Source organism: Amycolatopsis sp. NPDC104819, assembly GCF_055583145.1.
On sequence record NZ_JBVJON010000001.1, the window covers coordinates 705,511 to 720,472 of the forward strand.

Annotated in this window: 18 protein-coding genes and 1 pseudogene; 10 read left to right on the forward strand and 9 right to left on the reverse strand. The window is 71.6% G+C overall.

The window, feature by feature from the left end; genetic code table 11:
• Nucleotides 1-132 precede the first annotated feature (132 nt).
• From bagB to ACZ63E_RS03590, 3 genes and pseudogenes are all read right to left on the reverse strand, one after another.
• A pseudogene (bagB, locus tag ACZ63E_RS03580) lies at nucleotides 133-1,236 on the reverse strand (ATPase BagB); the annotation flags it as partial.
• Nucleotides 1,233-2,240 carry an ATPase BagA gene (gene bagA, locus ACZ63E_RS03585; protein WP_465334000.1) on the reverse strand — a complete coding sequence of 336 codons (1,008 nt, stop codon included), beginning with the start codon at nucleotides 2,238-2,240 and terminating at the stop codon, nucleotides 1,233-1,235. The pseudogene bagB and the gene bagA, both read right to left, overlap by 4 nt.
• Before the next feature lie 21 nt (nucleotides 2,241-2,261).
• Nucleotides 2,262-2,510: a hypothetical protein gene (locus tag ACZ63E_RS03590; RefSeq protein ID WP_465301177.1), complete on the reverse strand. Its 249-nt coding sequence runs from the start codon at nucleotides 2,508-2,510 to the stop codon at nucleotides 2,262-2,264.
• Nucleotides 2,511-2,616: 106 nt separating this feature from the next.
• Here ACZ63E_RS03590 and ACZ63E_RS03595 point away from each other — a divergent pair, with 106 nt between their 5' ends.
• From ACZ63E_RS03595 to ACZ63E_RS03625, 7 genes are all read left to right on the forward strand, one after another.
• On the forward strand, nucleotides 2,617-2,778 hold the full coding sequence (locus tag ACZ63E_RS03595; protein WP_020642049.1) for a DUF4177 domain-containing protein: 162 nt from the start codon (nucleotides 2,617-2,619) through the stop codon (nucleotides 2,776-2,778).
• 5 nt (nucleotides 2,779-2,783) lie between these two features.
• Nucleotides 2,784-3,239: a RidA family protein gene (locus ACZ63E_RS03600; RefSeq protein WP_465334002.1), complete on the forward strand. Its 456-nt coding sequence runs from the start codon at nucleotides 2,784-2,786 to the stop codon at nucleotides 3,237-3,239.
• The gene (locus ACZ63E_RS03605; RefSeq protein WP_285457668.1) at nucleotides 3,239-3,865 is read left to right on the forward strand and encodes a hypothetical protein; all 627 of its coding nucleotides are present in this window, start codon (nucleotides 3,239-3,241) and stop codon (nucleotides 3,863-3,865) included. The genes ACZ63E_RS03600 and ACZ63E_RS03605 overlap by 1 nt, the downstream gene beginning before the upstream one ends.
• A 37-nt stretch (nucleotides 3,866-3,902) precedes the next feature.
• Nucleotides 3,903-5,039 carry a hypothetical protein gene (locus tag ACZ63E_RS03610; protein ID WP_465334003.1) on the forward strand — a complete coding sequence of 379 codons (1,137 nt, stop codon included), beginning with the start codon at nucleotides 3,903-3,905 and terminating at the stop codon, nucleotides 5,037-5,039.
• Between the two features lie 109 nt (nucleotides 5,040-5,148).
• Entirely contained in the window at nucleotides 5,149-5,967 is an 819-nt protein-coding gene (locus ACZ63E_RS03615) for an NUDIX hydrolase (RefSeq protein ID WP_465334004.1), read from the forward strand.
• Nucleotides 5,964-6,734, forward strand: coding sequence for an MBL fold metallo-hydrolase (locus ACZ63E_RS03620; protein ID WP_465334006.1), 771 nt, complete (start codon nucleotides 5,964-5,966; stop codon nucleotides 6,732-6,734). Before ACZ63E_RS03615 ends, ACZ63E_RS03620 begins: the two co-directional genes overlap by 4 nt.
• Nucleotides 6,731-6,982: a glutaredoxin family protein gene (locus ACZ63E_RS03625; RefSeq protein ID WP_465334008.1), complete on the forward strand. Its 252-nt coding sequence runs from the start codon at nucleotides 6,731-6,733 to the stop codon at nucleotides 6,980-6,982. Before ACZ63E_RS03620 ends, ACZ63E_RS03625 begins: the two co-directional genes overlap by 4 nt.
• Here the strand turns inward: ACZ63E_RS03625 and ACZ63E_RS03630 are convergent.
• Nucleotides 6,963-8,144: a carboxylesterase family protein gene (locus ACZ63E_RS03630; protein WP_465334009.1), complete on the reverse strand. Its 1,182-nt coding sequence runs from the start codon at nucleotides 8,142-8,144 to the stop codon at nucleotides 6,963-6,965. The genes ACZ63E_RS03625 and ACZ63E_RS03630 overlap by 20 nt on opposite strands.
• On the reverse strand, nucleotides 8,144-8,962 hold the full coding sequence (locus tag ACZ63E_RS03635) for a VOC family protein (RefSeq protein WP_465334010.1): 819 nt from the start codon (nucleotides 8,960-8,962) through the stop codon (nucleotides 8,144-8,146). The genes ACZ63E_RS03630 and ACZ63E_RS03635 overlap by 1 nt, the downstream gene beginning before the upstream one ends.
• Before the next feature lie 84 nt (nucleotides 8,963-9,046).
• Between ACZ63E_RS03635 and ACZ63E_RS03640 the strand changes: the two genes are divergently transcribed.
• The 3 genes from ACZ63E_RS03640 to ACZ63E_RS03650 are packed head-to-tail and all read left to right on the forward strand — an operon-like array spanning nucleotide 9,047 to nucleotide 10,838.
• Nucleotides 9,047-10,012: an Lrp/AsnC family transcriptional regulator gene (locus tag ACZ63E_RS03640; protein ID WP_465334012.1), complete on the forward strand. Its 966-nt coding sequence runs from the start codon at nucleotides 9,047-9,049 to the stop codon at nucleotides 10,010-10,012.
• 53 nt (nucleotides 10,013-10,065) lie between these two features.
• Nucleotides 10,066-10,323, forward strand: a complete 258-nt coding sequence (locus ACZ63E_RS03645) for a hypothetical protein (RefSeq protein ID WP_465334014.1) — start codon at nucleotides 10,066-10,068, stop codon at nucleotides 10,321-10,323.
• 32 nt (nucleotides 10,324-10,355) lie between these two features.
• Entirely contained in the window at nucleotides 10,356-10,838 is a 483-nt protein-coding gene (locus tag ACZ63E_RS03650) for a hypothetical protein (RefSeq protein WP_465334015.1), read from the forward strand.
• On the opposite strand, the gene dnaN is transcribed toward ACZ63E_RS03650, so the two are convergent.
• From dnaN to ACZ63E_RS03670, 4 genes are all read right to left on the reverse strand, one after another.
• Nucleotides 10,811-11,875 carry a DNA polymerase III subunit beta gene (gene dnaN, locus ACZ63E_RS03655; RefSeq protein ID WP_465334017.1) on the reverse strand — a complete coding sequence of 355 codons (1,065 nt, stop codon included), beginning with the start codon at nucleotides 11,873-11,875 and terminating at the stop codon, nucleotides 10,811-10,813. The genes ACZ63E_RS03650 and dnaN overlap by 28 nt on opposite strands.
• A gap of 167 nt (nucleotides 11,876-12,042) precedes the next feature.
• Nucleotides 12,043-13,299, reverse strand: a complete 1,257-nt coding sequence (locus ACZ63E_RS03660) for an MFS transporter (protein WP_465334019.1) — start codon at nucleotides 13,297-13,299, stop codon at nucleotides 12,043-12,045.
• A gap of 411 nt (nucleotides 13,300-13,710) precedes the next feature.
• Complete coding sequence (locus tag ACZ63E_RS03665; protein ID WP_003081747.1) at nucleotides 13,711-14,385, reverse strand: Crp/Fnr family transcriptional regulator; 675 nt, start codon at nucleotides 14,383-14,385, stop codon at nucleotides 13,711-13,713.
• A gap of 148 nt (nucleotides 14,386-14,533) precedes the next feature.
• Entirely contained in the window at nucleotides 14,534-14,785 is a 252-nt protein-coding gene (locus ACZ63E_RS03670; RefSeq protein WP_013230551.1) for a hypothetical protein, read from the reverse strand.
• Nucleotides 14,786-14,962: the final 177 nt, after the last annotated feature.

A 14,962-nucleotide genomic window follows, 5' to 3' on the forward strand; every position in this document is an offset into this window, starting at 1 on the left:
TTCTCTTCCTGCCGTGCTGGTGCGTATGTTTTTTTTTCTTTCCCCCCCCCCCCTCCGACCCCCCCCCTTCTTTTTTTTTTTTTTTTTTTTCCCCCCCCCCCCCCCCCCCCCCCCCCCCCCCCACGACCGGTCCGCGAGTTTGGTGCCGATGTCGCGCAGGCCCTCGAGGTCGTGCACGTCACCGGCCAGTGCGGGCACCCGGGCCAGCGCCACCTCGGGGTGGGCCCGGGTGAACCGCGCGAGCAGGCGCTCCTCGCGCGCGGCCAGGTCGACGCGGTCCGCGTGCAGCCGCAGCACGGCCTCGGCCAGGGGCGCGCCCTGCAGGGAGTCCGCGGCCGTGCGTGCTTCGGACCCCGAAAGAGAAGCCAGCACCGGGTGCGTCCGGTTCGCGATCAGCCCGGCCAGCGGCATCGACTCCGCCGAGAGCCGCTCGACGAAGTAGGACGCCTCGCGCAGCGCGTCCGGCTCCGGCGCGGCCACGACGAGGAACGACGTCCCGGACGAGCGCAGCAGCTCGGCCGTCTTGCGCGCGCGCTCGCGGAACCCGCCGAACATGCTGTCGAAGGCCTGCATGAAGGCGGACGCGTCGGTGAGCAGCTGGCCGCCGATGATCGTCGACACGGCCTTGGCGAACATCGAGAACCCGGCGTTGACGACCTTGCGCAGGCCCCAGCCGCCGGCCTTCGCCGGGCCCGTCAGCAGGCGGATCATCCGACCGTCCAAAGCGGACGAAAGCCGGGTCGGTGCGTCCAGGAAGTCCAAAGCGGACCGGCTCGGCGGGGTGTCGACGATGATCAGGTCCCAGTCGCCGGTGGCCGCGAGCTGGCCCAGCTTCTCCATCGCCATGTACTCCTGCGTGCCGGAGAACGACGTGGAAATGGTCTGGTAGAAGGGGTTCTGCAGCAGCTGCTCGGCGCGTTCCGGGCCGGCGTGCACGCGCACCATGTCGTCGAAGGTGCGGCGCATGTCGAGCATCATCGCCCACAGCTCGCCCTTGGGCTCGAACCCTTCGACCTGCACCTGCTTCGGGTGGTTGCCGAGCTCGCGCAGCCCGAGCGCCTGCGCCAGGCGCCGCGCGGGGTCGATGGTGAGCACGACGGTCTGGCGGCCGCGCTCGGCCGCGCGCAACGCCAGCGCCGCCGCGGTGGTCGTCTTGCCGACGCCGCCGGAGCCGCAGCAGACGATCACGCGGCTCTTCTCGTCGTCGAGCAGCGCGTCGATGTCGACGGTGGTCACAACCGCACCCCCTGGTCGGTCAGGGCCTCGGCCAGGTCGTAGAGGGCCGCGACGTCCACGCCGTCGGTCAGGTCCGGCAGCTCGAGCGTCGGCAGGTCGGCCTCGGCGAGCTGTTCGCGCGCCCGCTGCTCGGCGGCGACTCGCACGGCGTGCTCGACGGTCTCCTCGACCAGCGCTTCCAGTGTTTCGTCCGGCAGCTTCAGGCCGGCCGACGCCAGCCCGGTGCGGACGCGGGAAGCGTCGACGCGCCCGTCCGCGGCGGCGGTCACCGACCGGGCGGGCAGCCGCGGCGGCCGGACCCGGTTGACGAGCACCGCGCCCGGGCGCAGGTCGGCGCCGTCCAGCTCGGCGACGGCTTCGACGGTCTCGCGGACCGGCATCTCCTCGAGCAGCGTGGCGAGGTGGATCACGGTCTCGCCGGAGTGCAGCAGCCGCACGACGCCCTCGGCCTGGCCGCGGATCGGGCCCGTCTTCGCGAGGTCGGTCAGGGCCTTGGTGACGTCGAGGAACTTGACCACCCGGCCGGTCGGCGGCGAGTCGACCACCACGGCGTCGTAGGTGTGCCGCCCGTCGGACTCGGTGCGCCCGACGCACTCCTTGATCTTCCCGGTGAGCAGGACGTCCCGCAGGCCCGGCGCAAGCGTGGTCGCGAACTCGATCGCGCCCATCCGCCGCAGCGTCCGGCCGGCGAAGCCCAGGTTGTAGAACATCTCGAAGTACTCGAGCAGCGCGGCTTCGACGTCGATGTGCAGGGCGCGCAGCTCGCCCCCGCCGGGGACGGACGCGATGCGCTGTTCGGCGTAGGGCAGCGGCTCGGTGTCGAAGAGCTGGGCGACGCCCTGGCGGCCTTCGACCTCGATGAGCAGGACGCGCCGGCCTTCGCGGGCGAGCGCGAGCCCGAGCGCCGCGGCGAGCGTCGTCTTGCCGGTCCCGCCCTTGCCGGTGACGAAGTGCAGCCGGGCGCGGGCAAGCTCGTCGGTCCAGCCGGCATGGGAAGTGGTCACTTCTTCACCCTAAACCGGTGTTCAGCTGGCCAGCAGCATGACGCTGACCGCAGTGGCCACCGCCGCGACGAGCACCCAGGTGACGATCCCGGGCAGCACGGTGAGCGCGAGCACACCGAGGACGACCAGCAGGGTGAACGTGATCACGCCGCCGAGGACGACCTGGCCGGAGCTCTGCGTCCGGTCGCGCACCTTCGCCATCACGACGAGCACCAGCGGCAGCCCGGCCGAGGCCAGGAGCGCCGTCGCGATCACGCGCCACGTTTCCACGCACCCACGCTAGCGGCGTGAGATGAACCACACTCCGGCGCGTCGCGGGGGCCCGATCCGGCGGCCGTCCCCGGCGCTCTTGCCCGCTTGGTTACGCTCCCGGTTCATGAGCGCCACCAAGTGGGAGTACTCGACGGTCCCTCTGCTGATCCACGCGACGAAGCAGATCCTCGACCAGTGGGGCGAGGACGGCTGGGAGCTGGTCACCGTCCTGCCGAACCCGACGGGCGAGCAGCACGTCGCGTACCTCAAGCGTCCGAAGGGCTGATCCGCGTGAGCTGGAGCGAACGGCTGAAGGAGCTCGGCATCGAGCTGCCCGGCGTGGCGGCCCCGCTGGCCGCCTACGTGCCCGCCGTGCAGAGCGGCAAGCACGTGTACACCTCCGGCCAGCTGCCCTTCGTCGACGGCGTGCTCGCCGCGACCGGCAAGGTCGGCGCGGAGATCAGCCCCGAAGAGGCGAAGGGCCACGCCCGCACCTCGGCGCTCAACGCGCTCGCGGCCGTGCACGCTCTGGTCGGCATTGACAACGTCACGCGGATCGTCAAGGTTGTCGGCTTCGTGGCTTCCGCGGACGGCTTCACCGGCCAGCCCGCGGTCGTCAACGGCGCGTCCGAGCTGCTCGGCGAGGTCTTCGGCGACGCGGGCATCCACGCCCGTTCGGCCGTCGGCGTCGCGGAGCTGCCCATCGGGTCGCCGGTGGAGGTCGAACTGATCGTGGAGGTGCAGTGATGGATCCGGACATCGAGCAGTCCACTCACGAGCTGCTGCTCCGGCTGGCCGGGCGGCTGCCCGACCAGCTGCTGTGGCGCTTCCGGGACTGGCTCGGCGAGGGTGCGATGGGCACGCTCGCCCGGACCCTGCCGAGGTCTTTGCTTAAGCACAGGATCGACCTCGACCAAACGGAGTACCGCCTGCTCGTGGCCGGTCTCATCCCGCACGGCGCCGACTGGCACCAGGTCAGTTCGACGCTGGGGGTAGACGACGTCACCGAGAACAGGTACACATTCACGTCGAGTGCGCCCGAATGGGTTAACTCGGTCGACTCCGTGTCCGTGTTGATCCACGCAACGTTGCGCGGACGCCCGGACGTGGGGGAAGTGCGGCAGAGCTGGCGACACGTCGGTGTTGTCGGTCAGGGAACGGCCAAGCGCGTCCTGCTGATCACCGCGCTGACGGGGTTGCCGAGGTTGACCGGCGAACTGCAGCGGGTGCTGCGGGTGCTGGGTGACGAAGAGCCCAGCGTCGAGGTCATCCCGCCGCGTTTCGACCTGCCGGGATACCACCGGGCCGCGCTGGCCGACTCAGAGCTGGTCTGCGTGGGCGCGGTCGCCGGAAACCGGCTAGTAGCCGCTTAACGCTCGCTCCGCCAGCGAGCTGGGAGGGAGCAAGGCAATGGTGGAGGTCCACGACGGCCCGCCCATGGACGGGTTCTCGGTGCCCCTGCGCCTGCACAACCTGTTGCTGGCCTTGGCGGGCCGGATCGACGACAGCGCGCTCACCGAAGCGCGTGAGCTGATCGCCCGCGCGCACATCGACGAGGCGGTCGAGCTGACCACCGGCACGCTCATCGCGGGCCGGATCCCGGTCAGCTCCGCCGAACAGCGCGAGCTCGCGCTGGTGCTCGAGATGAGCCGGTCGGACGCGACGCTGGCGAACGACCTGCTGGTCGACGAGGCCGAGCAGGTCAGCACGCACCGCTTCAGCGGCGAGAACTCCCCGGAGTTCGGCATCGCCGAGGCGCTCGACCGCACCCTGCAGGTGCTGCCGGACGTCCGCTCGGTGCACGCGGTGTGGCGCAACACCCCGGCCGGCAGCGTGCCGGGCGCGCTCCCGCAGCGCGTGGTGCTCGTCGAGCTGGGCCCGGAGGGCAACCCGCCCGCCGTCGCCTTCCGCGTCGACACCGCGCTGCGCCGCGCCGGGATCCACTCGGTCGTCGAGGTCAGCGGTCCCGGGGTCGCGCACTCCGAGTACCACCAGGCGGCTTCGGCGGCTTCTTCGCCGGCCTGGGTGACCGGAGCCACGACGTCGGCTTCGTCGCCGTACCGGCCGGAGCCGGCCAAGGTCTCGGCCCCGGTGGCGCCGGAACCGGTCGCGGAGTCGGGCAGCAGGCACAGCATGCGCTCCAGCGCGACCACCACGGCGCCGGCCGAGCCGGTCGCCCCGGTGGTGCCGATCGTGTCGCCGCCGCCCGCGCCCGAACCGCCCCGCCAGTCGCGGTCGGAACGGGCCGAGACACGCGCGGAGCGCACCGCGGACCTCACCCCGGCCGAAGTCGCGCAGCTGCGGCAGGCGCTGGCCGAGGACCCGGAGAAGGGCCGCGAGATCGCCGCGGGCAAGCCGTCGATGCACGAGGTCGTCGAGCTGCCCGCGCTGGACCTGGACGACCCGAGCCTGAGCGAGCGCGACCGGGCCCTGCTGCGTGAGCTGCACGCGGAGCTGGCCGAGCGCGAGCGGGCCGAGGCGGCGAAGATGCGGCTCAACGGCGCGTCCCGCTCCGGCGGCGACCAGCGCGGCTGGACCGCCCCTTAGTCCTCCTTCGCGAAAAGGCGGAGCTTTCACGTGAAAGCTCCGCCTTTTCACTGTCCGGGACGCCACAACTGCGCGACGGAACGTCGGGGTCCGGAGGTATGTTGCCCGGGTGGAGCAGCCAACGGAGTTCGTCTTCGACATCCCCGTCGGCGCCGGGGTAGCGACCCGCGCCAACGCCGACGGCCCGCCGGCCGTCCCCAAGGACGCGGCCACCGTGATCCTGGTCCGGGACGGCGCCGACGGCGTTGAGATCTTCCTGCAGCACCGGGTCAAGGGCATGCCGTTCGCGGGCGGGATGACCGTCTTCCCGGGCGGCGGGGTCGACAAGCGCGACGCCGACGCGTCGGTCGCGTGGGCCGGCCCGGAGCCGTCGTGGTGGGCGTCCCGCTTCAGCTGTGACGACGCGCTCGCGCGGGCGCTCACGTGCGCGGCGGTGCGCGAGACGTTCGAGGAGTCCGGCGTGCTGCTCGCCGGCAGCGCGGACGCGGTGCTGACCGACGTGACGCCGTACGCGGCCGCGCGCCAGGCCCTGGAGACGCGGGAGGTGTCGCTGGCCGGCTTCCTCGCCGACGCCGGGCTGACGCTGCGCGCGGACCTCCTGCGCCCGTGGGCGCACTGGATCACCCCCGAAGCCGAGCCGCGCCGCTACGACACCCGCTTCTACGTCGCGAAGCTGCCGGAAGGCCAGCAGGCCGACGGCGCGACGTCGGAGGCGTCCAGCTCGGGCTGGCAGCGTCCCGAGGACGCCATCGCGGACGCGCGCGAGGGCCGCCGGATGCTGATGCCGCCGACCTGGCTGACGCTGAGCGAGCTGGCCGAGTTCGTCACGGCCGACGACGTCCTGGACGCGCAGCGCGAGATCGTCCGGATCGCGCCGACGCTGATCCGCGAGAACGACCACGTCCGAGTTGTGCTGGAGCCCCGATGAACGCCCCCGCGTACGGCGTGCTGCGCCCGGTGTCCGAGACGGCTTCGGTGCTGCTGGAGAACAACCCGTCGTCGATGACGCTCGAAGGCACCAACAGCTGGGTGCTGCGGGCGACGCCGGACACCCCGGCCGTCGTGGTCGACCCCGGCTACCGCGACCTCGAGCACCTCGAGCTGCTGGCCGGCGTCGGCGCGGTCGAACTCGTGCTGCTCACGCACTTCCACCCCGACCACGCCGAGGGTGCGCCGTGGTTCGCCGAGCGGGCCGGCGCGCCGGTGCGGGCCTTCGACCCGGCGCTCTGCATCGACGCGAAGTCCTTTGTGGACGGCGACGTCATCTCGGCCGGCGGGCTCTCGATCCGCGTCCTGCACACCCCGGGGCACACCGACGACTCCGTGTCGCTGGTGCTCGACGGCCAGGTGCTGACCGGCGACACCATCCTCGGCCGCGGCACCACGGTGCTGCACGACCTCGGTGACTACCTGCGCTCGCTGCGCAAGCTGATCGAGCTGCCCGCGGGCACCCTCGGCCTGCCCGGCCACGGTCCGGAGCTGCCCGATCTGCCCGCGACCGCCCGCGAGTACCTCGCCCACCGGGAACAGCGGCTCGACCAGGTGCGTTCGGCCTTGGGGAAGCTCGGTGCGGACGCCACGCCGCGCGAGGTCGTCGAAGTCGTGTACGCCGACGTCGACCGGGCGCTGTGGGCGCCCGCCGAACTGAGCGTGCAGGCGCAGCTGGACTACTTGCGGTCGGAGGACCAGGGATGAGCAACGTCGAGGTCGAGTTCTACTGGCGGCCGGGGTGCGGCTTCTGCGCCGCGCTGGACCGGCCGATGTCCAAGAGCGGCTTCAACATCCGAAAGATCAACATCTGGGAAGAGCCGGACGCCGCCGCGCGCGTGCGCGAGGTCGCGAACGGCAACGAGACCGTGCCGACGGTGATCGTCGGGTCGACCGCCCTGGTCAACCCGACGTTCGCCGAGGTCGAGGCGGCGGTCAAGGCCGCGTCGGCCTGATCGCCTCCCACGTCGGGCTGGGCCGCTTTCCGTGCAGGAAGGCGGCCCAGACTGCGCGAAGCCCCGGTTCTTCTTCGAGGCCCTTCGGGGCGCCACGCAGCATCGGCGCGTCCCAGACGTCCTGGGTGCCGAAGAGGAACGGCAGGTCGATGCAGTGGCACGCCCCGAAGGGGTTGCCCGGCGCCTGCCAGTCGAAGCGGTAGACGAAGGCGTCGAGCTTCCCGGCCAGCCGGTCGTCGGTGAAGAACGCGTTCGCGGCGTCGACGACGTCCTGCGGCGCGTCCGGGGCGAACGCGCGCAGCTCTTCCTTGGTCCAGCTCATGAGCGCCGGACCGGGGCCGGCCGCTTGGATCAGGTCGTCGGCGACCAGGTCACCGTCGGCCACCAGCTGGAACGGCGGTTCGATCGAGCCCGGTTTCGTCGTCTTGGCCGCGACCCTCAGCTGAGCGTCCAAAAGCTTCTCGACGCGAGCAGTCCGGAGATCTTCGCCGAGTTCTTCCTGTAACAGCAAGGCATTCTGATTTGATTCGTCCCATGTGGACGGTCGCATGCCCACTGGTGCGCTCTGCAGGCCGATCCGCTTGACGAGCCCCCGAGCGCGCGGCGCCGACCACAGGGTGAGCGTCGACTGCGCCCCCGCCGACTGCCCACCGAGGGTGACGTCGGCCGGGTCGCCGCCGAAAGCGCCGATGTTGTCGCGGACCCATTCGAGCGCGGCGAGCTGGTCGGCGATGCCGAGGTTGGGCGGAACCCCGTCCAGGGCGAGGAAACCGAGGGCGCCGAGCCGGTAGTTGAGCGTCACGACCACGACGTCGGCCTCGCGGGCCAGACGCGTGCCGGTGTACCAGACCTGGCCGCCCGAGCCGCTGGAGAACCCGCCGCCGTGGATCCACACCAGCACCGGGCGCCTCCCGGTGGCCGACGGCGTGAAGACGTTGAGCGACAGGCAGTCTTCACTCTGCGGCAGGGGCATCGGGCCGAGGGCGTGCTCGAGCCGCGACGGCGGTTGCGGCGCGGCTGGCCCGGCTTCCAGCGCGTCGCGGACGCCGGTCCACGGCTTCGGCGGCTGTGGTGGTTCGAAGCGTTCCGCTGAGGCGTAAGGGATTCCCCAGAACGCGCCATCGGCGCCGCGAACCCGGCCGGCGGTGGTTTCGACGATCATCATGCCTCCTCGAAGTACACGGCGGCGCCTTCGGCGTCTTCGGCGCGGACGAAGAACCCGGTCCCGCGGGTGGTCGTCGGGACGTGCTCCTCGACCAGCTTCCGCGCTTCGGCCAGATCCGCAACCACGACTCCGTGGGCGGCGAAGTACGGCAGCTCGCGCGGCTGCTCGCCGGGGAAGGAGCGGTCGAGGTCGCTCACGCCGATGATGTCGACAAGTCGCTGTCCGCCGGTGATCACGTCATAGCGGCGCTGGTAGTCGCCGACTTCGTCGTCCGGCACGACCAGGACGATCCCGGCGACGTCGCGGGCGCCGTTGGGGTGGTCGAGGTACCGCGGCTGGTGGACGTACTCGGGCGTCAGGTGCTCGGCGGTGTGGAGGATGCCTTCGGGGGTCCGGTCGCGTCTGATGTGGACACTGCGGAAGCGCGCGGTGCGCGTGCCTTCGGGGAGTTCGACGTCGCGCTGCAGCTTCAGCACGCCCGAGCTCGAGAGGCCGGCTTCGCGCAGCCGGCGTTCGGCCTCTTCGGAGTCGTCGACGCCGAAGGAGCAGCCGTGGAGGCCGGCACCGCGGGCGTCGAGGATCGGCAGGACGTGCCACGGGTCGCCGGCGGCTGCGTCGACGATGCCGATGAGCTCGAGGAAGGACTCGCCGAAGTAGGCGCACCGGTTGGCCGTGCAGCTCGGCACCGGCTCGGTGTGGTCGGTTGCGGCGGCGAAGTGCCGGGACGGCGGGCTGAGCGTGAAGCCGAGTTGTTCGTAGCGCCGCCAGGCCTGGTCGTAGCCGCGGGTCAGGAAGACCGTGTGGTCGATGTTCATGACCTTCAGCGTGGGCCGAGCCGGCCTTTTCTTCCGCTCATCGATCGCTTGTGCCCGGAATCCGACACGTTCTACGTTGATCTGGTGGAATCCGGCCTGCTCGACGACCTGGACCGCCGCTTGGCACACGCGCTGCAGCTGGACGGCCGGGCGTCGTTCAGCACGATCGCGTCGGTGCTCGGCGTCTCCGACCAGACGGTGGCGCGGCGCTACCGGAAGCTGCGCTCGGCCGGCGTGCTGCGGGTGGTCGGCGTCCCGGAAGCGGCGCCGCTGGGGCAGGTGCACTGGCTGGTGCGGCTGCGCTGCGTCCCGGACGCGGCGGCGGCGATCGCGGCGGCGCTCGCCCGGCGGTCCGACACGCAGTGGGTGAGCCTGATGTCCGGCGGCACCGAGATCGTGTGTTTCGTCCGGGCGCCGTTGCGCGAGCAGACCGACGGCCTGCTGCTGGGCCAGCTGCCCCGGACACCGCGGGTGGTGTCGATGACGGCGTACCGGCTGCTGCGCCGGTTCGCGGGCGGCCCGGCGGGGTGGTCGGGCCGGTCGAGTGCGTTGTCGGCGGCGCAGATCGCGCTGCTTCGCCGTCCTGCTCCGGAAGGTTCCTACCGGTCCGAGCCAGGGGACCCGGAGTTGCTGGCGGCTTTGGCGCACGATGGCCGTGCCGACATGTCGACTTTGGCGGTAGCGGCGGGCCGGTCGGAGTCGACGGTTCGCCGTCACCTGGAGGCACTGCGGTCGTCGGGCGCGCTGTACTTCGACGTCGAGGTGGACGCGGCCCTGCTCGGCTTTCCCCTGACCGCGACCCTGTGGCTGACGGTGGCGCCCTCGGCGCTGGAGTCCGCGGGCCGGGCGCTGGCCTCGCACCCGCAAGTGGCTTTTGCGGCCGCGACGACGGGCCCGGCGAACCTGGTGGCGAACGTCGGCTGCCGAGACGACGCGGCGCTGTACGCGTACCTGGCCGACGACCTGGGTGGCCTGCCCGGTGTCCGGCAGGTGGAGACGGCGCCGATGATCCGCACGTTGAAGCGCTTCGGGACCGTGACGCCGGTGTAGCGGGATCGGGCGCGCGGGCGATCGACTTCATCTTCAACGGCAAACAGCACCACTTGAGCCGCGCCGAGGTGCTGAGCGCGGCGGCGAGGGGCGGCCCCGAGCCGATCCGCAAGCACTGGGTCTCCGTCGGCGACCGGCAGTGGCCGCCGAGGCAGCTCTTCGAGCGCGCGCTCGGGGTGTCGCGGACGGAGTTCATCTCGCACACCGCGATCCGCCAGCTGCGCCGGCTCGGGTTCCCGACCAGCCCGCTGCCGCAGGAGCCGGACGTCCGCCCGGACCCCGAACCGCGGGAAGCCTTCGCGTCGCTCTGACCGTCGAGAATGTCGGCAGCGTGAACTGCGGCATGACCGACGACCTGCTTCAGGCCGCGCTGCTGGTGCGGCAGCACACCGGCCGGATCAACGACCTCATCCACGCGGCGACGATCGTCCGGGCGCTGCCGAAGATCCTCGAACCGGGCGAGCGCATCGTCCGCCGGCCGTCGCTGGCCTCGGGGAACGACCCGGACCGCCCGTTCGACCTCGAGACCGACCGCCGCGTGGCCGAGTTCAAAACGGCTCGCTGGAAGGGCGCCGACACCATGCGCAAACGCTTGCTCGTCGCCGACCTGGTGGGTCTGGTCCTCAATCGTCGGGAGTTGCGAGCCGAGCTGTACGTCGACGGTCGAGTGGATGCTCGGCCGCTCGTCACCGAACCTCCGCGACGCCTACCAACAGCGCTTCGGAAGTGCCGCACTGACCGTGCGCGAGTTCACCGCGGGCCCGGCTGCGGACGTCCGCCTCCGGGACCTCACCGAGATCATCGGCTGAGCATCGGCATCAGGTAGTAGGTCAGCTCCACCTCCCCGGCCTCGGCCGCCCGCAGGACGCACGCGCGCATCCCCGGCTGGATCGACAACGTCACGCGCTCGCCGGCGAAGGCCTGCAGGGCGTCGAGCAGGTACTTCGCCTGGAAGGACGGTGACGTCCGGCCGCCGTCGACGTCCGCCTTCAGCGTCTCCTCCGCCTCGCCCGTGTCCTGGCGTGCGCTCGCCAGGCGGACCTGCGTGTCGCCGACTTCGAGGGTCAGCACCCGGCGGTCTTCGGCGTACACGCCGACGCGGCGGACCGCCGCCGCCAGGGCGTCCGCGTCCAGGCAGACCGTCGTGTCGACCGCGCCCGAGGGGATCGAGTCCTCGGACAGGAACCCGGCGTCGAGCACGGCGGTGCCGACTAACCCGCCCGGCCAGCTCAGGCCGAACCGCCCGGGGCCCAGGTGCAGCCCGACGACCCCGGTGGCCTGGCGCGCGGCCTCCGTGAGCAGCGCGGCGGGCACCAGGACGTCCAGCTCGCCCGGGCTCCGCAGCGGCAGCCGGGCGACCGCCATCCGGTACCGGTCGGAGGCGGTGAGGGTCAGTCGGCCGGCGTCCGCCTGCAGCCGGACGCCGGTGAACAGCGGGAGCGGGTCGTCCTTCGCGGCGGTGCCCGCGACGATCCGCAGCGCCGAGGCGAAGGCGGATCCGTCCACTTCGGACACAAGCGGCGGTTCTCGCTGCGGGAGGTCGTCCTCGGTGGTGAGGAGAGGCAACGCGAACCGTGCGTTGTCGAGCCGCAGCGCCAGACGGCTGCCTTCGACGACCAGCCGCACGTGGTCGGTGTCGAGCATTTTCAGCGTCTCGGCCAGCGGCGCCGCGGGGACGACGACGGAGCCGTCGGTGTGCGTGGCGGCCGGGCAGTCGAACCGGACGGCGAGATCCGGATCGGTCCCGGCCACGGTCAGCCCGGCCTCGTCCGCCCGCACCCGCAGCCCGGCGCGGGCGGGCAACAGGCGCGAGGCAGCCGAGACGGCCGCCGAGAGGCGGTGGGCAGGCGCGGTGACGTCCATGCCCCGAAGCTAGCGGTGGGCACCGACAAAAACCGCGCACAGTGCCGCTGAACAGCGCAAATGCGGGTTGGGCGGACGGTCGATCGGCGCTGGGGGTGGTTCCGGGGCAGACCGCGGGCCTGCCGGGTCGCGCCGACCAACGCGGCCCGGCACCCTGTCCCGTCGGCCTACCGGGTCGCGCCGACCAACCCGGCCTCGTCGACCGCAGCACCCTGATCCACCGGTCGCACCGTCCCGCGCAGCGCCCACACCACACCGGCCAGCACCAGCCCGGCCAGGCTCGCGCCCAGGAACGCCGCCGCCGGGCCCGCGTGCTCGACGACGTACCCGCTCACCGACTGGCCGATCGCCAGCCCGAACGTCACCGCCGTCAGGACCCAGCCGAACGCCTCCGCGGCCGTCCCCTTCGGGGCGACCAGCTCGATCGCCGCCGAATGGGCCGTCGACTGCGGGGTGATCAACGCGCCCGCCAGCAGCATCATCACCGCGAGACCCCAGAGCGACGACGGCCACGCGAGCAGAGCCACCAGCGCGCCGAACGCGCCCAGCAGCATCGGCAGGCGCAGGCCCAGCCGGCGCGGCCACGGCCGCAGGCTGTACGCCACGCCGAACGCCACCGAGCTCAGCGACCACGCCGACAGCAGCAGCCCGCCGACCGACGCGTGCCCGGCTTCCGTCGCCGACGCCGGGACCGCGACCTCGACGAACCCGATCACCACACCGAAGCCGAGCGCGGCCAGCGCCAGCGTCCGCATGCCGGGGCTCGCCAGCGCACCCAGGAGCGACGCCGGCGACGAAGAAGCCGGGCCCCACGAGCGCACCGCCGGGCTCAGCGCGAACAGCACCGCGCCGGTGAACTGCAGGGCCACGCCCAGCACCAGGCCGGTGCCCGCCCACGGCGCCATGACCAGCAGGCCGGCCAGGCCGGGCCCCAGGATGAAGAACACCTCCATGCTGATCGCCTCGTACGAGAACGCCGCGTTGCGCGGGCCGCCCGGGGGCAGCAGGCGGGTCCACAGCGCCCGCGACGCCGAGCCGACCATCGGTTCCGACAGGCCGGTGAGCGCGCCGAGCGTGACCAGCACGGCCGTCGGCGCGTGCGACTCGATCGCCGTTACCAGCGCGGTCATCGACAGCGCCAGGGTGACCGCGACGACGAGCAGCGGCCGCGTCGGGCCGAAGCGGTCGATCAGCCGGCCCTGGATCACCGCGCCCACCGACACCCCGACGAGTGAACCGGCCGAGACGAGCCCGGCGGCGGCGAAGGAACCGGTCTCGCGCTGGACGTAGAGCAGCGCCGAGATGCCGATCATGGCGATCGGCAGCCGGGCGAGCACGGACGCGACAGCGGGCCGCCGGGCCGCGCGGGTCGTCAGCGCGCTGCGGTAGTCGGCCAGGGAGGTACGACCTTCGGAGTGGGACACGAGTACCAGTATGCCGCAGAGTGGTACGCGAGTACCAGTTATTTGACGGTCAGGTGCGTCACCGGCAAACTGGAGGTGGAGCACGCAAGGTCTCGATCAGGTAACACTCGCGATATTCTCCGTGAACCCGTGCAACAAAACAGCCCCCACGGCGTCCTTGAGAGTGAATGGCCTTGAATTCGTGGGTATGGGCCGTGATGGTTGAACAACAGCACAGAACCCAGCTCCCTCCGGCATATGGGTCGGGGCCTGGTCCGGAGGGCGGGGAGCGCGGATCGTCGGGGGATGGTCCGCGCGACAAACGAAGAGCCGGTGCGCCACGTCGGGGGTGGCGCCCGGCTCTTTGTTTTGGGTGCACACCAAGTAAGGCCCCTCGCCCGGACGGGTGAGGGGCCTTACTGGTGAAAGAACTCAGCGAGCCCGGCGGGCGAGCCGCTCCGGGTCCAGGATCAGCACGCTCTTGCCTTCGAGCCGCAGCCAGCCGCGGTGCGCGAAGTCGGCGAGCGCCTTGTTGACAGTCTCGCGCGAGGCGCCGACGTACTGGGCGATCTCTTCCTGCGTCAGGTCGTGCGTGACCCGAAGCAGGCCCGCCTCCTGGCTGCCGAACCGCTGCGCGAGCTGCAGCAGCGCCCGCGCCACGCGGCCCGGGACGTCGGTGAAGATCAGTTCCGCGACCATGTTGTTCGTCCGGCGCAGGCGGCGCGCGACCACGCGCAGCAGCTGCTCGGCGATCTCCGGGCGGGTCGAGATCCACTGCCGCAGGGCCGGGCGGTCCATGGTGACCGCGCGGACCTCGGTGACCGTGGTCGCGCTCGACGTCCGGGGGCCGGGGTCGAAGATGGACAGCTCGCCGAACATGTCGGACGGGCCGAAGATGCCCAGCAGGTTCTCGCGGCCGTCCGGGGACTTGCGGCCGATCTTCACCTTGCCGGACTGGATGATGTACAGCTTGTCGCCGGGCTCACCCTCGTTGAAGATGACATGGCCGCGGGGGAACTCCACGGATTCCAAGGTCTGGGCCAGCGCCTCCGCCGCTGCCGGCTCCACACCCTGGAAAATGCCCGCACGGGCCAGGGTTTCGTCCACCTCGGGTGCCTCCTCGTCGAGAAACGATCACGCTCGGCGTCGGTCGCAGAGCGTGACGCCAATCACTTGCGCGTCAGTCTAGGGCGTACGACCGAGATCGCCTGCCGGACGCGCGCGACCGCCAGATGATCTCGTTCGAACGTGGAGCCTAACTCCGCACGCGACGCGCGCGTAGCCTGGCTGCCCGTCCGCCCAGCCTACGCAGCCGGAACAGCTCCAGCGCGCGGCCGATGCCGTGCCCGTAGAGCGCCCTGACCTCGTTGGGCTGCGCCTGCTCGAGGAACTCTTCGACCTCGTTCTCCTGCACCGCGACGTGCTTGAGCCGGCTTTCGACGCGCTCCATGAACAGCGCGAAGAACATGATCACCAAAGGGACCAGGATGACGAACCAGACGGTCATGACCGGACCCCGAAACACTCGATGAAAAGCATCTACTCCAGATCCTCGCTCATGGCGGCCGTGAACTGCGCCGAGTCCGCTCTGGCGTGTCGTGACGTCCACCGGTGCACTGACCGGCTCGTCCGACGGCGCCCGTAGGCTATCGGGGTGCCACCTGCCACCACGAACGCCCCCCAA